15 protein-coding genes are annotated in these 18,706 nt (G+C 70.6%); 8 read left to right on the forward strand and 7 right to left on the reverse strand.

Annotated elements, in window-relative coordinates:
* The first annotated feature begins 53 nt into the window (after positions 1-53).
* Complete coding sequence (locus A4R25_RS02700) at positions 54-1,007, forward strand: carbohydrate ABC transporter permease (protein WP_051611455.1); 954 nt, start codon at positions 54-56, stop codon at positions 1,005-1,007.
* The gene (locus A4R25_RS02705) at positions 1,004-1,873 is read left to right on the forward strand and encodes a carbohydrate ABC transporter permease (RefSeq protein ID WP_043322941.1); all 870 of its coding nucleotides are present in this window, start codon (positions 1,004-1,006) and stop codon (positions 1,871-1,873) included. The genes A4R25_RS02700 and A4R25_RS02705 overlap by 4 nt, the downstream gene beginning before the upstream one ends.
* Before the next feature lie 17 nt (positions 1,874-1,890).
* Here the strand turns inward: A4R25_RS02705 and A4R25_RS02710 are convergent, their stop codons facing one another.
* Positions 1,891-3,420, reverse strand: a complete 1,530-nt coding sequence (locus tag A4R25_RS02710; protein ID WP_082930888.1) for a glycoside hydrolase family 43 protein — start codon at positions 3,418-3,420, stop codon at positions 1,891-1,893.
* A gap of 80 nt (positions 3,421-3,500) precedes the next feature.
* On the opposite strand from A4R25_RS02710, the gene A4R25_RS02715 reads away from it, so the two are divergent.
* Both A4R25_RS02715 and A4R25_RS02720 read left to right on the forward strand, forming a co-directional pair.
* Positions 3,501-5,165, forward strand: a complete 1,665-nt coding sequence (locus A4R25_RS02715; protein WP_064445474.1) for a CocE/NonD family hydrolase — start codon at positions 3,501-3,503, stop codon at positions 5,163-5,165.
* A gap of 27 nt (positions 5,166-5,192) precedes the next feature.
* Positions 5,193-7,157, forward strand: a complete 1,965-nt coding sequence (locus tag A4R25_RS02720) for a right-handed parallel beta-helix repeat-containing protein (RefSeq protein WP_064445475.1) — start codon at positions 5,193-5,195, stop codon at positions 7,155-7,157.
* Positions 7,158-7,222: 65 nt separating this feature from the next.
* Here A4R25_RS02720 and A4R25_RS02725 read toward each other — a convergent pair whose 3' ends face one another.
* From A4R25_RS02725 to A4R25_RS02750, 6 genes are read right to left on the reverse strand one after another with little or no spacing between them, the layout of a single operon-like run.
* Entirely contained in the window at positions 7,223-9,652 is a 2,430-nt protein-coding gene (locus A4R25_RS02725) for a phosphoketolase (protein ID WP_064445476.1), read from the reverse strand.
* A gap of 33 nt (positions 9,653-9,685) precedes the next feature.
* Entirely contained in the window at positions 9,686-12,280 is a 2,595-nt protein-coding gene (gene adhE / locus A4R25_RS02730) for a bifunctional acetaldehyde-CoA/alcohol dehydrogenase (protein WP_231915415.1), read from the reverse strand.
* A 56-nt stretch (positions 12,281-12,336) separates the two neighbouring features.
* Complete coding sequence (locus A4R25_RS02735; protein ID WP_043322950.1) at positions 12,337-13,155, reverse strand: ABC transporter ATP-binding protein; 819 nt, start codon at positions 13,153-13,155, stop codon at positions 12,337-12,339.
* Positions 13,148-13,963 (reverse strand): ABC transporter permease, encoded by an 816-nt coding sequence (locus A4R25_RS02740; protein WP_064445478.1) that lies wholly within the window; start codon positions 13,961-13,963, stop codon positions 13,148-13,150. Before A4R25_RS02740 ends, A4R25_RS02735 begins: the two co-directional genes overlap by 8 nt.
* The gene (locus A4R25_RS02745; RefSeq protein ID WP_043322952.1) at positions 13,960-14,730 is read right to left on the reverse strand and encodes an ABC transporter permease; all 771 of its coding nucleotides are present in this window, start codon (positions 14,728-14,730) and stop codon (positions 13,960-13,962) included. The genes A4R25_RS02740 and A4R25_RS02745 overlap by 4 nt, the downstream gene beginning before the upstream one ends.
* A 7-nt stretch (positions 14,731-14,737) precedes the next feature.
* Entirely contained in the window at positions 14,738-15,715 is a 978-nt protein-coding gene (locus tag A4R25_RS02750; RefSeq protein WP_064446444.1) for an ABC transporter substrate-binding protein, read from the reverse strand.
* 238 nt (positions 15,716-15,953) lie between these two features.
* Here A4R25_RS02750 and A4R25_RS02755 point away from each other — a divergent pair, with 238 nt between their 5' ends.
* From A4R25_RS02755 to A4R25_RS02770, 4 genes are all read left to right on the forward strand, one after another.
* Positions 15,954-17,183 (forward strand): flavin-dependent oxidoreductase, encoded by a 1,230-nt coding sequence (locus A4R25_RS02755; RefSeq protein ID WP_231915480.1) that lies wholly within the window; start codon positions 15,954-15,956, stop codon positions 17,181-17,183.
* On the forward strand, positions 17,180-17,647 hold the full coding sequence (locus A4R25_RS02760; protein WP_197494841.1) for a MarR family winged helix-turn-helix transcriptional regulator: 468 nt from the start codon (positions 17,180-17,182) through the stop codon (positions 17,645-17,647). The genes A4R25_RS02755 and A4R25_RS02760 overlap by 4 nt, the downstream gene beginning before the upstream one ends.
* The gene (locus A4R25_RS02765; RefSeq protein WP_064445480.1) at positions 17,644-18,129 is read left to right on the forward strand and encodes a DUF3237 domain-containing protein; all 486 of its coding nucleotides are present in this window, start codon (positions 17,644-17,646) and stop codon (positions 18,127-18,129) included. Before A4R25_RS02760 ends, A4R25_RS02765 begins: the two co-directional genes overlap by 4 nt.
* A gap of 110 nt (positions 18,130-18,239) precedes the next feature.
* A complete protein-coding gene (locus A4R25_RS02770) occupies positions 18,240-18,653 on the forward strand; it encodes a DUF6153 family protein (protein ID WP_064445481.1) in 414 nt (137 codons plus the stop codon).
* Positions 18,654-18,706 lie beyond the last annotated feature (53 nt).

Below are 18,706 nucleotides of genomic sequence, written 5' to 3' on the forward strand. Positions count from 1 at the left end.
CAGCCGGGCACCGCCCGGCTGCCGCCCATCGCGGAGGTGACGCTTTGACCACCATGCTCAGCCCGGCCACGGCCCCGCCGGACCTCCGGCGGCCCCATCGCAGACGGCGGATCCAGCAGGGCGTACGGGAGTTCTTGGCGCCGTACGCGTACATCGCGCCGTTCTTCGTGCTCTTCCTGATCTTCGGTCTCTTCCCGCTGCTGTTCACCTTCTACATCTCCCTGTTCGACTGGGATCCCATCGGTGAGCACCGTTTCGTGGGGCTGGACAACTTCACCGAACTTCTGCACGACCCGCGCTTCTGGGGCGCGTTGCGGAACACGTTCAGCATCTGGGTGATGTCGACGGTGCCGCAGTTGCTCCTGGCGCTCGGCCTGGCGCATCTGCTCAACCACGCGCGGCTGCGGCTGGCCGCGTTGTTCCGGATGTCGGTGCTCGTCCCCTACGTCACCTCGGTCGCGGCCACGACCATCGTCTTCGCGCAGATGTTCGACCGCGACTACGGCATGATCAACTGGTTCCTCGGGCTGCTGGGCTTCGACCACATCGACTTCACAGCCTCGCTCTGGGGCAGCCACGTCATGATCGCCACGATGATCGCCTGGCGCTGGACCGGGTACAACACGCTGCTGTACCTCGCCGCGCTGCAGTCGGTACCCCGGGAGCTGTACGAGGCCGCCGCCGCCGACGGCGCGAACGGCTGGAAACAGTTCCTGCACATCAGCATCCCGTCGTTGCGGCCGATCATCGCGTTCACCGTCGTGACGTCGACCATCGGCGGGTTGCAGGTCTTCACCGAGCCGCTGCTGGCCAACCCGGTGGGTGGGCTCACGTGCGGGGCGGCACGGCAGTGCCAGACCGTCACCCTCTACCTCTACGAGCAGTCCTTCGGGCAGTTCCACTTCGGCTACGGCGCGGCGGTCGGCGTCGCGCTCTTCGTCATCGTGGTCGCCTTCTCCGGACTCAACTATCTGCTGGCCACCCGCGTCCGCTCGGAGCGCCCATGAAGCCCGCACCCTCGACCGCCGCGCCCGTACGGACCCGGCGGCGCTCGGCCAACCGCGTCTCGATCGCGGTGTACGCGCTGCTCACGCTCGTGGCGCTCGCCAGCGTCTTCCCGCTCTACTGGATGTTCGTGGTGGCGACGACGGACTCCGCCACCGCGACGACCCTCCCGCCGACGATCACACCCGGCGGCAACTTCCTGCACCTGGCGGAGCTGGTCTTCACCATCGTGCCGTTCGTGCAGTCCCTGCTCAACAGCGTCATCGTCGCCGGCACGATCGCCGTGGGCCAGGCGGTGCTCTGCGCGCTGGCCGGGTTCGCCTTCGCCAAGCTGTCCTTCCCCGGCCGCAACACGCTGTTCCTCATCGTCGTGCTGACCATGACGGTGCCGGCGCAGCTGGCGGTGGTGCCGCAGTACCTGATCATGTCCCAGCTGGAGTGGGTCGACACCCTGCAGGCGGTGATCGTTCCCGGTCTGGTCAGCGCGTTCGGCATCTTCTGGATGCGTCAGCACATCGGCAGCACCATCGACGACGAGCTGATGGCCGCGGCACGTGTCGACGGCGCCACCACCTGGCAGATCTTCTGGCGGATCGCGTTCCCGCTGGTCCGCCCGGCGGCGTACGTGCTGGGGCTGTTCACGTTCGTCTACGCGTGGAACGATTTCCTGTGGCCGTTCATCGTCCTGAAGTCGCCGGAGAACTACACCGTCCAGATCGCCATCAAGGCGCTGCAGCAGAACCGGGACATCGACCTGGGGCTGGCCATGTCCGGCTCGTTCCTGGCCACCATTCCGCTGCTGGTGCTGTTCGTGTTCGTCGGACGCCGTCTGGTGCAGGGAATCATGGAAGGCGCATTCAAGGGGTGAGGTCCGTCTCGGTCCCGTCAGCCGGCCGGCCGGTAGTCGAACCAGTCGAAACCGGCGCTTCCCTCGGTGACGTACATGCCGATGACCCGGCCGGTGAACCCGGAGGCGACCTCGGTGGACAGGTAGCGCCCGTCGAGCTCCGCCAGGCACGACCAGCCGTCGCCGGTCTCGACCTCGAAGCTGATCGTGTCACTGCCGGCCGCCGTGACGCCGACGAGGCCCGCCCGCGCCAGGTCGCCGGACGAGGTGACCGTCGGGGGCAGCACGCCGGTGGTCCGGATGGCCAGCGCCACGGTCACCGCCCCCGCGGGCACCGGGCACTCCCCGAACACCTGCCGAAACGGTCCGACCCGGCCGACGACCCGGGCCCGCCCCCGGGCGAGCTCCAGGTCGTAGTGGTGGGCCTCGTCGATCCTGATCGTCAGGCCGGACCGGCCGGAGCCGGGATCGAGGCGGGCGCTGACCCGGCAGTCGTGGTGCTGCTGGCGGCGGCCGACGACGGTGGCGCCACTGCGGTCGAGGCTGTCGCCGGTCGCGTGCAGCGTCAGCCAGCCGGGCCGGTCGGTCAACGACCACGCCGAGTCGGGCCGGCTACGGGGAGAGATCCACTGTGGGCCGAGCCGCTCGTCGTCGAAGTCGTCCCGCTCGGCCCACCGGCTCGTCCCATCCGGGCCGTTGGCGATCGAGACCGGGTCGACCACCGGCCACCCGTCGACCCAGCGCACCGGCGCCAGGAACGTCTCCCGTCCCAGGACGTGGTAGGGCGGCCACTGGCCCTTTGGCCGGATCCCCAGCAGAACCATCCACCAGCTGCCGTCGGCCGCGTCGACCATGTCGGCGTGCCCGGTCGCCTGCACCGGCCGGTCGGTGCCGCGATGCGTCAGGATCGGATTGGCCGGCCCCGGCTGGAACGGCCCGCGTGGCGAGCGGGCGCGAGCGACACTCACCGCGTGGCCGGTGTGGGTGCCGCCCTCCGAGACGAGCAGGTACCACCAGTCGCCGACCCGGTACAGATGCGGCGCCTCCGGGTACTGGCCACCCGTCCCCGACCACATCGCCACCGGCCCTTCCAGGACCTCTCCGGTACGCGGGTCGATCCGGTACGACTCGACCCCGGACACCGTCATCCAGCAGGTGCCGTCGTCGTCCCACGCCAGCGACGGGTCCACGCGGGGCAGATCCAGGTAGACCGGGTCCGACCACGGGCCGGCCGGGTCGGTCGCCGTGACGATCAGGTGCCGGTCGAGCGTGACGTTCGTCGTGACGACCCAGAACCGGCCGTCGTGGTGGCGGATCGTCGGCGCGTAGATGCCCCGCGAGGCGAGCGTGTCGGCCGGCAAACGGAGCTGATCGGCGCGGTCCAGCACGTTGCCGATCTGCTGCCAGCTGACCAGGTCACGACTGTGGAAGATCGGCACACCGGGCGCGTACTCGAAGCTCGAACACACGAGGTAGTAGTCGTCACCGGCGCGGCAGATGCTCGGATCGGGCCAGAAGCCCGGGAGGATCGGGTTGCGGTAGCCGTCGTCCGCAGGCTCCGGTTCCATTTCCGCTCCTTCTCGTACGGGCACAACGCCTCCACGAGTGTCGATGTCGCGAACCGTATCGGACAACCCGCGAGTGGGCGATGACAGTTCTCGGCCGCCTCCTGTCCCGGCGCCCCCGTCGCGACGCGGCCACGGAGTTCCCGTACACCTTCACCGTGCGGCGCGGGCTGCGCGTGCCGATGGACGACGGCGTCGAACTGGTCGCCGACCTCTACCAGCCGGTCGGCGTGGTGGAACCGCCGTTGCCCACGATCGTCGTCCGCTCCCCGTACGGCCGGCACGGCTCGCTGACCCACGCGCCGGCGCTGGCCCGCGCGGGGTTCACGGTGCTGGTGCAGAGCTGCCGCGGCACCGGTGGCTCCGGTGGCAGTTTCCGGCCCCAGCTCGACGAGGAGCGCGACGGCATCGCCACCCACCGGTGGGTACGCCGCCAGCAGTGGTGCACCGGCACCGTCGCGACGTACGGGGAGAGCTACCTCGGCTACACCCAGTGGGCGGTGGCCGGACGGATGTGCCGTGACGACCCCGGCAACGCCCCGGACGCGCTGTGCCTGAACGTCACGATGGCCGACTTCGGCCCGATCACCTGGACCAACGGCGCGTTCTCGCTGGAGGGCTCGCTCGGCTGGTCGCGCCGGATGGACCTGCGGGGCCTGCGCGGCGCCCTGGTCCGGGCGTGGCTCGCGCGGCGGCCGGACCGGAAGCTGGCCGCGGCCTTCGACGTGCTGCCGCTGTCCCGTGGCGACACCGCGGTGGCGGGCCACCCGATCACCTGGTACCAGGACTGGCTGGCCCACGAGAAGCTCACCGACGACTACTGGACCCGGCAGTCGCACACCGCGTCGGTGCCCGACGTCACCGCGCCCGTGTACCTGGCCACCGGCTGGTACGACATCTTCCTGCCGTGGCAGCTGCGCAACTACGCCCAACTCGTCGCGGCCGGCCGCCCGCCCCGGCTGACCATCGGCCCGTGGGGCCACAGCAGCGCGCAGAGCCCGTTCCTCACCGAGTCGATCGCGTTCCTCAGGGAACACTTCGCCGGCGTGCCCACGACCCGGCCGGCGCCGGTGCGCGCCTTCCTCACCGGCGCGGAGCAGTGGCACGATCTGCCCGCGTGGCCACCGCCGGGCACCGTGGCGCAGCGGTGGCACCTGCACCCGTCGGGGCTGCTCGACCCGGCCGTCCCCGGCGCGGGCAGCACCCGCTACACCTACGATCCCGACCGGCCCACGCCCGCGCTCGGCGGCCCCGGCATGGGCCCGTCCCCGGGGCCGGTCGACAACAGCGCCCACGAACGCCGCGCGGACGTGGCCGTCTTCCGCAGTCCACCGCTGGCGCACGCGCTCGTACTCGCCGGGGAGCCGACCGCCCATGTCCGGTTCCGTTCGACGGCGGCCAGCGCGGACGTGTTCGTGCGGATCTGCGACGTGCACCCCGACGGCCGCTCGATGAGCGTGTGCGACGGGATCCGCCGCGTCGGCGGCGTCGGTACCGCGGCTACCGACCCGCAACCGGACGAGGACGGGTTCGTCGAGCTGGAGGTGCCGCTGTGGCCGGCGTTCCACCGCTTCGCCGCCGGCCACCGCGTCGCCGTGCAGGTCAGTTCCGGAGCGCATCCGCGCTACGCCCGCAATCCCGGCACCGGCGAGCCGGCCGCCACCGCGGCCAAAACGGTGCGGGCGGAGCAGGAGATCTCCCACGGCGGCGACCACCCGTCCCGGATCGACCTGCCGGTATGGACCTGAACAGACATCTCCAGAAGGGACCCCCGGATGGCATCCGTATTCCATGTGGCGACAAGCGGTTCCGATCGCGCCGACGGCTGCGCCGAGCGGCCGTTCCGGACGATCAACCGGGCGGCCGGCGTCGCCCAGCCCGGTGACACGGTGGTGGTGCACGCGGGGGAGTACCGCGAGTGGGTGAAGCCACGCCACGGCGGTCTCAGCGACTCCCGCCGCATCACCTACGAGGCCGCGCCCGGCGAGCACGTGGTGATCAAGGGATCGGAGCGCGTCACCGGCTGGGAGCCGCTCGGCGGGACGGTGTGGCGGGCACGAGTCGACAACGCGCTGTTCGGCTCGTTCAATCCGTTCGCCGAGGAGGTGACAGGTGACTGGATCGTCCACCGCACCGGCACGCCACCCAAGCACCTCGGTGAGGTCTACCTGAACGGCCTGAGCTTCTTCGAGGTGGGGAGCCGCGCGGAGGTCGAGGACCCGCCCCGGCGTACCGAGGTCGTCGACGACTGGACCGGGGTGACCCGTCCGGTCGGCGATCCCGACCAGACCCGGCTCGTCTGGTACGCCGAGGTCGGTGAACAGACGACGATCTGGGCCAACTTCCAGGGCGCCGACCCGAACACGGAACTGGTCGAGATCAACGTACGCCGCAGCGTCTTCTACCCGGAACAGCCGCACCTGGACTACATCACCGTCCGTGGCTTCGAGTTGGCGCACGCGGCCAGCCCGTGGGCGCCACCGACCGCCGACCAGCCGGGCCTGATCGGACCCGGCTGGGCGAAGGGCTGGGTCATCGAGGACAACGTGATCCACGACGCCAAGTGCTCGGCGATCTCGATCGGGAAGGAGGGCTCCACCGGGCAGAACTTCTCCGCTCTGCGCGGCGACAAGCCGGGCTACCAGTACCAGCTGGAGTCGGTCTTCGCGGCCCGCCGGATCGGGTGGGACCGGGAGCACATCGGCTCGCACGTGATCCGCCGCAACACGATCTACGACTGCGGCCAGAACGCGATAGTTGGTCACCTCGGGTGTGCGTTCTCCACCATCGAGGACAACCACATCCACCGCATCGGCCTGAAACGCGAGTTCTACGGGTACGAGATCGCCGGCATCAAGCTGCACGCCGCCATCGACGTGGTGATCCGGCACAACCGGATTCACGACTGCTCGCTCGGCACCTGGCTGGACTGGCAGGCGCAGGGCACCCGGGTCTCCCGCAACGTCTACCACGACAACTGCCGGGACCTCTTCGTCGAGGTCAGCCACGGCCCGTACCTGGTCGAACACAACATCTTCGGCTCACCCGCCGCGTTGGAGCTGTTCAGCCAGGGCGGTGCCTTCGTCAACAACCTGATCTGCGGCACGGTGCGGCTGGAGCCGGTGCTGGACCGCGCCACTCCGTACCACCTGCCGCACAGCACGCAGGTCGCCGGGTACGCGGTGATCTACGGTGGGGACGACAGGTACGTGGGCAACCTCTTCCTGGGCGGCGATCCGGGCGCGGCCTACGCGACGGGTGCGGAGGGTCGGGGGACGCCGCTGGGCGGCACCGCCGGATACGACGGCCATCCCGCGTCGTTCGCGGAGTACCTGGCCCGCCTGGACGAGCAGCCGCCCAGCGACCAGAAGAAGTACCTCGACGTGAAACAGCCGGTGTACGCCCGGGCGAACGCCTACGCCGCGGGCGCCCGGCCGTTCGCGGGCGAGCGTGAGCCGTGGGTGCTGGGCGCCGCGACGGTGACGGTCGTCGCGGAGGGGGACGCGGTCTGGCTCGTCACCGATCTGCCCGAGACGTTCGACGAGGCCCGTGTCGGTGTGGTCACCGGCCGGGATCTGGAACGGGTCCGGTGCGCCGACGCGGATTTCGAGGAGGCGGACGGCAGCCCGGCCGTCATGGACGTCGACCTGGTGGGGGAACTCCGGCAACCGGGAGGGGAAGGCGCCGTCGGCCCGATCGCGGGCCTCGCATCCGGGTCGCGCCGCACGCGCGTCCTCTGACGGCGGACCCGCCCGTACGCGAACGGAGACGGTGACGCCGGGCGGCGTCACCGTCTCCGTCTGCCTCAGCCGCGCGCGGCCCAGTCGCCGAGGGCCCAGTCGCGCACCTCGGGCATGTCCTCCAGGTGCTCCACCACGTACGTCTCGTGGCGGTCGAGCTGGCTGCGGCACCACGCCTTGAGGTCGGCGGCGCCGCGTGGGAGGCGCTTGGCGTTGTTGATGGCGTCCATCACGAGGTGGTACCGCGACGCCTTGTTGCGCACCGTCATGTCGAACGGGGTGGTGGTCGTGCCCTGCTCGATGAAGCCACGCACGCGGAACCGGTCCGCGTCCGGGCGGCCGTGGACGAGCTGGTGGATCGCGCCGGGGTAGCCGTGGAAGGAGAAGATCACGTCGACGTCGTCGGTGAACAGCTCGGTGAACAGGGTCTCGCTCATGCCGTGCGGGTGGTCCTTGGGCCGGACCAGGGTCATCAGGTTGACCACGTTGACCACGCGGACCTTGAGCCCGGGCAGCCGCTCGCGCAGGATCTGCGCCGCCGCGACCGTCTCCATGGTGACGACGTCGCCGGCGCAGGCCAGGACGATGTCGGGGTCGCTGGTGCCGTCGTCGGTGCCGGCCCACTCCCAGATCCCCGCGCCGCGGGCGCAGTGTTCGATCGCCTCGTCCATGGACAGGTACTGCAGCTGCGGCTGCTTGTCGATGACGATCAGGTTGATGTACGACCGCGACCGGAAGCAGTGGTCGGCCACCGACAGCAGGGTGTTGGCGTCCGGCGGCAGGTAGACCCGGGCGACGTCGCCCCGCTGGGTGAGCACCACCTGGATCAGGCCCGGCCCCTGGTGGGAGAAGCCGTTGTGGTCGTTGCGCCACGCCGTCGAGGTGAGCAGCACGTTGAGGCTCGGCACCTTCGCCCGCCAGGGCAGGTGCTTGGCCTCCTGCAACCACTTGCCGTGCTGCACGGTCTGCGAGGCGCTGACCATCGCGAACGCCTCGTAGGTGGCGAACATGCCGTGCCGGCCGGTCAGGTTGTAGCCCTCCAGCCAGCCGTGGCAGTTGTGCTCGCTCAGCACCTCCATCACCCGGCCGTCGCGGCCGATCGCCACGTCCTCCGGTGTCACCCGCTCCATGAAGGCACGGTCGGAGACGTCGAAGACGCTGCCGAGGCGGTTGCTGTTGGTCTCGTCCGGACAGAACAACCGGAACCGGTCGGCGTTGCGCGTGTAGATGTCGCGGATCATCTCGCCCAGCTTGCGCGTCGACTCGGCCCGCTGCTGCGCCGGCCGGGGCACCTCGATCGCGTACGACCGGAAGTCCGGCAGGTCCAGGTCCCGGGTCAGCAGTCCGCCGTTGGCGTGCGGGCTGGCGCTCATCCGCAGGTCGCCGCCGGGGGCCTGGTCCCGGATCAGCGCCACCGGCGCGCCGGTGGAATCGAACAGCTCCTCCGGACGGTACGACCTGAGCCAGCGCTCGAGCAGCGCGAGGTGCTCCGGGTTGTCCTTGACGCCGGACAGCGGCACCTGGTGCGAGCGCCACGTGCCGGTGACCGGCGTCCCGTCGACGGTGTCCGGGCCGGTCCAGCCCTTCGGCGACCGCAGGACGATCAGCGGCCAGGTCGGGCGGGTGCCGTCCCAGGAACCGTCACGGGCGGCGGTCTGGATGTCGTGGATCCTCGTCCACGCGGCGGCGAGCGCGGCGGCGAAGCGGTGGTGCATGCCGGGCAGGTCGGAGCCCTCGACCTCGATGACGTCGTAGCCGTGGCCCCGCAGCAGGTGGCGTACCTCCTCGGGGGCCTTGCGCCCGAGTACGGTGGGACCGGAGATCTTGGCGTCGTTGAGGTGCAGGATCGGCAGGACCGCGCCGTCGCGTTCGGGGTTGAGGAAGGACACGCCCTTCCAGGAGCCCTCGAGCGGCCCGGTCTCGGCCTCGCCGTCGCCCACCACCGCGATGGCCAGCAGGTCGGGGTTGTCCATCACCGCGCCGAACGCGTGGACCAGGACGTAGCCCAGCTCGCCACCCTCGTGGATGGAGCCCGGGGTGGTCACCGACACGTGCGACGGGATGCCGCCCGGGCTGGAGAACTGCCGGAACAGGCGCAGCATCCCGGCCTCGTCCTGGCTGACGTCCGGGTAGATCTCGCTGTAGGTGCCCTCCAGATAGCCGGCGGCCACCAGCGCCGGCCCGCCGTGGCCCGGGCCGGCCAGGTAGATCGCCTGCTGACCGGTGTGCCGGATCAGCCGGGAGACATGCGCGTAGATCAGCGACAGGCCGGGGCTGGTTCCCCAGTGGCCGAGCAGGCGCGGCTTGATGTGCTCGGCCGACAGCGGCTCGCGCAGCAGCGGGTTGCCCTGCAGGTAGATCTGCCCGATGGTCAGGTAGTTGTTCGCCCGCCACCACGCGTCCAGACGGGCGAGTTCGGTGTCGTCGAGTTCGGCGAGCGTACGGATTTCGGATTCGACCGCGGTCACCGTGCTTCCTTTCACTGATCTCGTCATGTCCGGACCCAGGTTAGGCCCAGCCGGGCTCGTTCACCGGGGGCCGCAGACCGCAAGCCGCGGGACCTTCGGCCCTCTCGATCCGTAGTACGCGGCGCGCATCAGTTCCCGCATGTCGCCGAGCATCGGCATCCGCGGATTGGCCGGCGCGCACTGGTCCTCGTACGCGTTCAGCGCCTGCTGCGGCAGCGCGGCGAGGAAGGCCCGCTCGTCCACCCCGACGGCCGCGAACGACGGCTCGATGCCGACCTCGTCGCGCAGGCGCTCGATCGCCGTGGCCAGGGCTTCGACCGCTTCGGCGTCGGTGGCCGCGGGCAGCCCGAGGGTACGGGCGATGTCGGCGAAGCGCTGCGGCGCCCGGTACGTCTCGTACCTGGGCCAGCCGGTGAGCTTGCTCGGCACGGTCCCGTTGTACCTGATGACGTGCGGGAGCAGGATCGCGTTGGTGCGCCCGTGTGCGACGTGGAACGTGGCACCCAGGGTGTGCGACATGGCGTGCACGATGCCGAGGAAGGCGCTGCCGAACGCCATGCCGGCGATCGTGCCGGCGTTGTGCATCTTCTCGCGGGCCACCGGGTCCGCGGCGCCCTGGTGCACGGCCCGGGCGAGGTTGCCGAAGATGAGCCGGACGGCGTGCAGAGCCAGACCGTCGGTGAAGTCGTTGGCGTAGACCGACACGTACGACTCGATGGCGTGGGTGAGCGCGTCGAAGCCGCTGTCCGCGGTGACCACCGCCGGCAGGTCGGCGGCCAGGACCGGGTCGACGATCGCCACGCTCGGGGTGAGCGCGTAGTCGGCGAGCGGGTACTTCTTGCCGGAATCGGTGTCGGTGATGACCGCGAACGGGGTGACCTCGGCTCCGGTGCCGGAGGTGGTCGGAACGCAGACGAGCTGGGCCAGCGCGCCGAGGGTGGGGAACTTGAAGGCGCGTTTGCGGATGTCGAAGAACTTCTCCCGCAGATCGGCGAAGACCACCTCGGGGTGCTCGTAGCGCAGCCACATCACCTTGGCGGCGTCCATCGCCGAACCGCCCCCGAGCGCGACGATGGTGTCCGGCCGGAACGAGCGCATCAACTCGGCGCCCCGGTCGACCGTTTGTACGCTGGGCTCCGGCTCGACGTCGTCGATGATCTGCAGGGCGACCTGCTCGCGGCGGCGGTGCAGCACGGACAGCACGCGGTCCACGTACCCCAGTCTGGTCATGGTGTGGTCGGTCACCACGGTGACCCGGCGCACGCCGGGCATGTCGGCGAGGTAGCGGATCGCGTTCGGCTCGAAGTAGATCTTCGGCGGCACCTTGAACCACTGCAGGTTGTTCGTCCGCCGGGCCACCCGCTTGATGTTGATGAGGTCGACCGCTGTGACGTTGTGCGACACCGAGTTGTGGCCGTAGCTTCCGCAGCCCAGCGTCAGCGACGGCAGGAAGGCGTTGTACATGTCGCCGATGCCGCCCTGCGAGGCCGGCGCGTTCCAGATGATCCGGACGGCCTTGACCCGGCGGCCGTACGCCTCGGCCAGGTCGGCGTCGCGCGTGTGGATGACGGCGCTGTGCCCCAGGCCGTCGAACTCGACCATCTGCTCGGCGTACTCGAATCCCTGGTCGTGGCCGGTGGCGGGCAGCAGGGCGAGCACCGGGCAGAGCTTCTCCCGGGTCAGCGGCTCGGCCGGGCCGACCCGGTCGACCGGAACCAGGATGATCGAGGTGTCCGGGTCGACCGGGAATCCGGCGTGTTCGGCGATCCAGGTCACCGGCTGCCCGACCACGTCCGGGTTGAGCTTCCCGGAGCCGAAGAGCAGCTTCTCCAGCAGCGACTTCTCCTCCGGCGTCGCGATGTGGGCGTGCAGTCGCCGGAACTCGGCGAGGGCGGCCGGCCGGATCGCGTCGTCGATGATGACGGCCTGCTCGGAGGCGCAGATCATGCCGTTGTCGAACGCCTTGGACAGCACCACGTCGTTCACCGCGCGGGCCACGTCGGCCGACGCCTCCAGGTACGCGGGGACGTTCCCGGCGCCGACGCCCAGCGCCGGTTTGCCGGTGGAGTAGGCGGCCCGGACCATGGCGTTGCCACCTGTCGCCAGGACCACCGAGACGTCGGGATGGCGCATCAGCTCGTTCGTCGCGGCCACCGACGGCTCGTCGATCCACTGGATGCAGTGCTCCGGCGCGCCGGCGGCGACGGCGGCGTCGCGGACCGTGCGGGCCGCTTCCTGGCTGCACCGTTGCGCCGCCGGGTGGAAGGCGAAGATGACCGGGTTGCGGGTCTTGAGGGCCAGCAGCGCCTTGAAGATGGTGGTCGAGGTCGGGTTCGTCACGGGCGTCACCGCGGCCACCACGCCGACCGGCTCGGCGATCTGGGTGATGCCCGTGATGTCGTCCTGAGCGATCACCCCGACCGTGCGGACGTCGGCCATGTGGTTGGTGACGTGTTCGCAGGCGAAGATGTTCTTCACCGCCTTGTCCTCGAACACGCCGCGACCGGTCTCCTCGACCGCCAGCATCGCGAGTTCGGCGTGCCGGCCGAGCGCCGCCACCGACGCCTTCTTCACGATCCCGTCGATCTGTTCCTGGCCGTAGGAGTCGTAGGCGGCCAACGCCGTGAGACCGTTCTCCACCAGGGTTCCGATCATGCTTCCGCCCTCCATCGGTCGTCACCCCGAACATAGATCCGCGGTGATCGATGCGACTATGGCCGGTGGGCCCGCGAGGACGGGACCACCGGCCCGCGCTTGGCCCGCTGGATCTGCTCGTAGACGTGGGTCCGCAGTTCGGTGAACCGGGGCAGGGCCCGGGTGGTGAGCTGATCGCGTTCCGCCGGGAGGTCGATCACCAGGTCCTCCTGCACCCGGGTCGGTGAGTTCGACAGGACGAGCACGCGCTGGCCCAGGTAGACGGACTCGTCGATGTCGTGCGTCACGAAGACGGTGGAGATCCCCCGGGTCAGGTGCAGTTCGCGGACGAGGTCCTCCAGGTCCGCGCGGGTCTGCGCGTCCACCGCGGCGAACGGCTCGTCCATGATCAGCACGTCCGGCTGGTACGCGATGGCGCGGGCGATCGCCACCCGTTGCTGCATTCCGCCGGAGAGCTGCCACGGGTGGCTGCGCGCCGACTGCGGCAGCCCGACCGCGTCGAGGGCGTCGGCGACCAGCCGGGCGCGTTCGGCGCGGGAGAGCTTCTTGTGGCGGAGCGGAAGCTCCACGTTGCCGCGGACGGTCAGCCACGGGTAGAGGCTGCGGCCGTACTCCTGGAAGACCACGGCCATCGCCGGGCTCGGCCCGGTCACCGGCGAGCCCTCCATCTCGACCAGGCCGCTGGTGGGCCGCAGCAGTCCGGCGAGGCATTTCAGGAGCGTGGTCTTGCCGCAGCCGGAGGGACCGACGACGCACAGCAGCTCACCGGGATCCATGGTGAAGCTGAGATCCCCGATCGCCTCGACCTCGCCCCGGCCGGAGGCGTAGACCTTCCGCAGGTGCTCGACCCGCAACAGGGGGGTCCCGTCAGGCACGGGTGATCTCCTTCATTCCGTGGTACCAGCGCAGGACGCGGCGTTCGACGACACCGAAGGCCACGGCGAGGAAGACGCCGATGAGACCGAGCAGGAGGATGCCGCTCCACATCTCGGCGATGAGGTAGTTCCGCTGGAAGTAGGCGATCCGGTAGCCGAGGCCCGCCGACGACGCGAACATCTCCGAGATGACCATGAGGATCAGGGCCACCGAGAGCGCCTGCCGTACGCCGGTCATGATGCGTGGACTCGCCGCCGGGAGGATCAGCAGCCACAGCCGGTCCCACCGCGAGATCCGGAACGAGCGCGCGGTCTCCAGCATCACGCTGTCGGTCGACCGGACGCCTTCGATCGTGTTCAGCAGGATCGGCCAGATCGCGCCGGAGGTGATGACGACGACCTTCATGGTGTCGGTGATGCCGAGCAGGAGCATCGCGACCGGGATCAGCACCGGCGGCGGAATCGCGCGGAAGAACTCCAGCAGCGGCTCGAGCATCTCGCGTAGCGGGCGGAGCCGGCCGATGACGACGCCGGCGGCGACGCCGAGCAGGATCGACGCGAACAGGCCGATCAGGAGCCGGTACACGCTCGGCAGGACGTCCTCGACGAACGCCGGGCCGATCCAGGTCTGCCGGAACGCGTCGAGGAGCGTGCCGGGGCCGACGAGGAACCGGCTCGTCGACCGGGTGGACCAGACCGCCCAGAGGCCCACGGCCAGGACCGGAAGGCCGACCGCGAACAGGAGGTTCTCGGCGACCCTGACGCCCAGGTCACGAGGGCGGGCCTTTGCCGCGCCGACGGCGGTCATCGGGCCGCCTCGTCCGCGAGCACCGACTGGTGCCAGGCCAGCGAGCGGCGTTCGACGAAGCGGAACACGACGTTCACCAGCAGGCCGAGCATCCCGGTGACCACGACGAGGCCGTACAGGCCGACGGCGTCACCGGCGGAGCGGGACAGCTCGATCATCCGACCGAGGCCGGGGTTGCCGATCACCATCTCGGCGGTGACGGCCAGGATGAGCGCGACCGCCGCGCCGAGGCGCAGGCCGGTCATCAGGTACGGCAGAGCGGTCGGCAGGATGAGGTAGCGCAGCCGCTCGGCGCGGGTGAGGCCGAAACTCCGCGCGGTGTCCCGGGCGACGCTGTCGACGTCGGCGACGCCGTAGATCACCTGCACGAACACCTGCCAGAACGCCGCGTAGACGATGATGACGAGAGCGGCGCGCATCTGCAGGCCGAACATCAGCACGGCCAGCGGGATCAGCGCGACCGACGGCACCGGTCGCAGGAACTCGACTGTCGTGTGGGTCGCGCGACGCAGGAACGGCACCATCCCGACCACGGTGCCCAGCGCGACCGCCGCGAGCGTCGCCACCGTCAGACCGATCGCCCACGACGTCATGGTGAGCCGGACCCGACGCCAGAACGCCAGGTCGCGGACCTCCTGGGCCAGCCGTCCGAACACGTCGGTGGGGTACGGCAGGTAGTCCGGGTCGACCAGCCCCAGCGCCGGGATCAGTTGCCAGACGACGAGGAACCCCAGCAGGCCGACGGCGCCCAGCAGGATCTTGCGCATCGGCCGGCTACTGCTGCTGCTGGATGAGGCGGTCGAAGTCGGGTCGCCGGTCGAGTACGCGGTACTTCTGGGCGAGCGTCGCCAGTTGCTCCAGGCCGGCCCGGTCGAGCTCCCACCCGAACGACGGGAGCCGCACGGAGTCCGCCACCGCCTCCGGCAGTTCGAGGTTGTCCTTGATGGCCTGGCGCAGATCCTTCTCGTTGGCCGGATCCTTGGCCCAGGTGAGCGTCTTCTTCATCGCCGCCGAGAAGTCCGCGACCAGGGCGGCATCGGAGTCCTTCAGCTTGCTCGACGTGATCGTCGTCAGGGTGGTGAGTCCGGGGACGGTGGCCTGGTACGGAGCGACCACGAGGACGTCGCCGCGCTTGCGCATCTGGGTGATGAACGGCTCGGTCACCCAGGCGGCGTCGATGTTGCCGGCGGCGAGCTGGGCGGGCGCGTCCGGGAAGGCCACCTCGACGAACTTGACCTTGGTGGGGTCGCCGCCGTCCTTCTCGACCGCCGCCATGATCGTGACGTCGCCGGCGGCGCCCAGGCTGTTCACCGACACCTTGCGCCCGGCGAGCTGGGACGGCCGGGTGATGCCGGATTTCGCCGACGCCAGCACGGCGTTGATGTCGTCACCGTCGGCGTAGGACGACGCGTAGTTGCCGATGATCACCACGCCGAGGTTCTGCAGGTCGGCCCGGAACGGGCCGAACGGCTGACCGATGGCGAAGTCGATGTCGCCGTTGATCAGGGCCGGGATGGCCTGGGCCCCGCCCTGTGCGGGCACCACTTCCACGTCGAGCCCCTGCTCCCGGAAGATGCCCGCCTTGATGCCGCCCCACAGCGCGGCGGTCTCGCTGATGGGCAGCGCCGCCACGCGGACCTTGCGCAGCTCGCCGCTGGACCCGGGGGACGGATCGGTGGCATCGGAGTCGGTGCAGCCGGTCAGGGCGATCGCGACGCTGGCGAGAACAGCCAGGGCGGTGACCTTCTTCATGGACGAGCCCTTCCGTGCGAAGCGCTGGTGCATCCGGAGGAGTGGGGGCCGGCGAACAGAGGTGAACCATCCGACCGCGTCGATCAGCGTCGTGCAGAGTTGATTGATTGTCAAGAATTCTGATAAGGCGACTCACATTGCGCCCGAAGCGGTCCGACCTCGATGACAATGCGTCTTGACGAATGACGATTTTGTGACCAAACTGTGCGGTGGCGGAGGGGGCGACGACTTGGCGATCGTGATCGTGGGCGCTGGTATCGGTGGCCTCACCACCGCGCTCAGCCTGCACCGGGCCGGCTTCCGTGACATCGCCGTCTATGAGCGCGCCGACGCGCTGCGCCCACTCGGCGTCGGGATCAATCTGCTTCCGCACGCCGTCCGAGAGCTGACCGAATTGGGCCTCGGAGAACGCGTGGAAAGGCTGGGCGCCGCACCCGGCACACTGGCTTACTACAACCGGCACGGTCAGCAGATCTGGAGCGAGCCGCGCGGACTGGACGCCGGATATCGCTGGCCGCAGCTTTCCGTGCACCGCGGCCGGTTCCAGATGGAACTGCTCGCCGTGGTGCGGGAACGGCTGGGCGCCGACGTGGTGCGCACCGGGCACCGGCTCGTCGGCGTCCACGACGGCGTCGCGCGCTTCGCCACGGCAGCGGGAGAGGTGAACGTCGCGGCCGACCTGATCGTCGGCGCGGACGGCATCCACTCCGCGCTGCGCCGGCAACATCAGCCCGACGAGGGTGAGCCGCTCTGGAACGGGCTGACGCTGTGGCGGGGGACGGCCCGGGCACCCGGATTCCTGGACGGGCGAACCATGATCATGGCGGGGGACGCGGAGCAGAAGTTCGTCGCGTACCCGATCGGTCCCGGCGTGATCAACGTCGTGGCCGAGCGGCGCGGCCCCGGCTTCGCCGGGCCCAACGCGGACTGGAACCGGACCGTCGACCCCGCGCCCGTCGTCGCGCTCTTCGCGGACTGGCGTTTCGCGTGGCTCGACGTGCCGGAACTGCTGGCCGCCGCCGACGAGATCCTCGAATACCCCATGGTGGACCGCGACCCCATCGACACGTGGACCCACGGGAACACGACACTGCTCGGAGACGCGGCACACCCGATGTACCCGAACGGCTCCAACGGGGCGTCGCAGGCGATCCTGGACGCGCGTACCCTCGCCTTCCACCTCGCCACCGCGACGACGGTCCCGGCGGCGCTGGACGCCTACGAGGCGGACCGGCGGCCGGCGACCACCGCGCTCGTGCTGAGCAACCGGCGGCAGGGCCCGGAGCAGGTGATGGTGCTCGCCCGCGAGCGCGCGCCGGACGGGTTCGCGCACATCCACGACGTCATCCCGCCGGAGGAGCTCACCGAGATCGCCACCGGCTACAAGAAGGCGGCCGGCTTCCTGCCCGCCGATCTCAACGAACGCGCCTCCCTGACGCCGACGGTCTTCTCCGGTGTCCTGCCGTGACCGGCCCCGAATCGGCCGAACTGGACGCGGCACGCCTGGCCTCGGTCATCTCACCGCTGCGCCGCACGCTGCTCGCCGCGGCCCGGGCCGCCGAGCACCTGCCGGAGATCCCGGACGCGCAGATCGAGATCGTGCGGGCACTGCCCCGCGGCACCGTGTCCGGCCCCGGTGAGCTGGCCGAACGACTCCGCCTGAGCCGCTCGACGGTCAGCAACCTGCTCACCACGATGGAGGGCAACGGCCTGGTCGAGCGCCGCCCCCGTCCCGGCAACCACCGCCACGTCGACGTCCTGGCCACCCCGAAGGCCCTCGACCTGTTCGACCGCTTCGACCTCGCGAGCGGAGACCTGGTCGCCCGCGCCGCGGCCACCCTGTCGGCGGCGGACCGCGCGGCCCTCGCCGCCGCGGTGCCCGCGCTGGAGCACCTGCGCGACGCGCTCGCGGACACCAAGGACACCCCATGAGTACGCGTCGACCCGCGGTCAGCGCCCCGGCGGTGCCCGGACTGGAGGCCGCGTTCGACGTGAAGGTGCGGCTCGGCGCGCTGGAGGACCACGGGGTGACCCGCGCGGGCCACCGGCGCGTGGTGCCTGTCGTCGGCGGCCGGGTCACCGGCCTGTTCGACGCCGACATCCTGCCCGGCGGCGCCGACTGGCAGCTGGTCCGCCCCGACGGCGCGATCGAGATCGACACGCGCTACTCGGCGCGCACCGCCGACGGCGGCCACGTCTACCTCCGGACGTTCGGCGTCCGCAGCGGCCGCCCGGAGGTCCTCGCGGCGTTGTTGCGCGGCGACGCGGTCGACCCCGCCGAGTACTACTTCCGCCTGGGCGTACGACTGGAGACGTCGGTGCCCACGCTGGCCGCGCTGGAGCAGTCGATCTTCGTGGCGTCGGCGATCCGCGAGGCCGACCGGGTGCGCTACACCGCCTACCGCGTCACCTAGGTGGTCCCGGGCGGCGGGTTGTGCGCGATCGCCCTCCCCGTGCCCGGCCCCTGTGCTATCCCATCTACTATGCGCCTGTAGTAGATGCTCGAGCCTGCGGAGGGGGTGGGATGGGACGCACTCACCCCCTGCTGCGGCTGGCGTTGTTCGTCGCCGTGGCGTTCGGGGTGTTCGGCATGCACACCTTCGGCCATCCGGCCGGACCCGACGCCGCCCACGCGAGCGCCGCACACGGGAGCACCGGCCACGGCGTCGGTGCCGCCCACGAGATCGCCGCCGCGCCCGGCGTCGCACACGAACCGGACGGCTCGCCCGGGCATCGCGACGGGGCGCACGCGTTCACCGTGTGCCTGGCGGTGCTGGGTGGCGCCCTGGTCCTCGGCGTCCTGGCCCTGTTGCGCCGACGCCACCGGGGCGCCGGCACACCGACTGGCCCCTGGTCCCGGATGAACCGCCCGGACCGGGGCCCACCCCGCCCGACCATCGGGCTGCGACTGCGAGCCGTAACGGTCCTGCGGACGTGAGGAGAGCACGGTCCGGCGTCTCGCCCGGACCCGACGACTCCGTTCCGGAACAC

The sequence above is a fragment of the Micromonospora sp. NBRC 110037 genome (assembly GCF_001652995.1).
GTDB classification, from domain to species: Bacteria; Actinomycetota; Actinomycetes; order Mycobacteriales; family Micromonosporaceae; genus Micromonospora; species Micromonospora chalcea.

What these genes read in the sequence shown, in the direction of transcription:
- A4R25_RS02700 (WP_051611455.1), top strand. Translation starts at nt 54, where the DNA reads ATGCTCAGCCCGGCCACGGCCCCGCCGGACCTCCGGCGGCCCCATCGC.
- A4R25_RS02705 (WP_043322941.1), top strand. Translation starts at nt 1,004, where the DNA reads ATGAAGCCCGCACCCTCGACCGCCGCGCCCGTACGGACCCGGCGGCGC.
- A4R25_RS02710 (WP_082930888.1), bottom strand. Translation starts at nt 3,420, where the DNA reads ATGGAACCGGAGCCTGCGGACGACGGCTACCGCAACCCGATCCTCCCG.
- A4R25_RS02715 (WP_064445474.1), top strand. Translation starts at nt 3,501, where the DNA reads ATGACAGTTCTCGGCCGCCTCCTGTCCCGGCGCCCCCGTCGCGACGCG.
- A4R25_RS02720 (WP_064445475.1), top strand. Translation starts at nt 5,193, where the DNA reads ATGGCATCCGTATTCCATGTGGCGACAAGCGGTTCCGATCGCGCCGAC.
- A4R25_RS02725 (WP_064445476.1), bottom strand. Translation starts at nt 9,652, where the DNA reads ATGACGAGATCAGTGAAAGGAAGCACGGTGACCGCGGTCGAATCCGAA.
- adhE (WP_231915415.1), bottom strand. Translation starts at nt 12,280, where the DNA reads ATGATCGGAACCCTGGTGGAGAACGGTCTCACGGCGTTGGCCGCCTAC.
- A4R25_RS02740 (WP_064445478.1), bottom strand. Translation starts at nt 13,963, where the DNA reads ATGACCGCCGTCGGCGCGGCAAAGGCCCGCCCTCGTGACCTGGGCGTC.
- A4R25_RS02745 (WP_043322952.1), bottom strand. Translation starts at nt 14,730, where the DNA reads ATGCGCAAGATCCTGCTGGGCGCCGTCGGCCTGCTGGGGTTCCTCGTC.
- A4R25_RS02750 (WP_064446444.1), bottom strand. Translation starts at nt 15,715, where the DNA reads ATGAAGAAGGTCACCGCCCTGGCTGTTCTCGCCAGCGTCGCGATCGCC.
- A4R25_RS02765 (WP_064445480.1), top strand. Translation starts at nt 17,644, where the DNA reads ATGAGTACGCGTCGACCCGCGGTCAGCGCCCCGGCGGTGCCCGGACTG.
- A4R25_RS02770 (WP_064445481.1), top strand. Translation starts at nt 18,240, where the DNA reads ATGGGACGCACTCACCCCCTGCTGCGGCTGGCGTTGTTCGTCGCCGTG.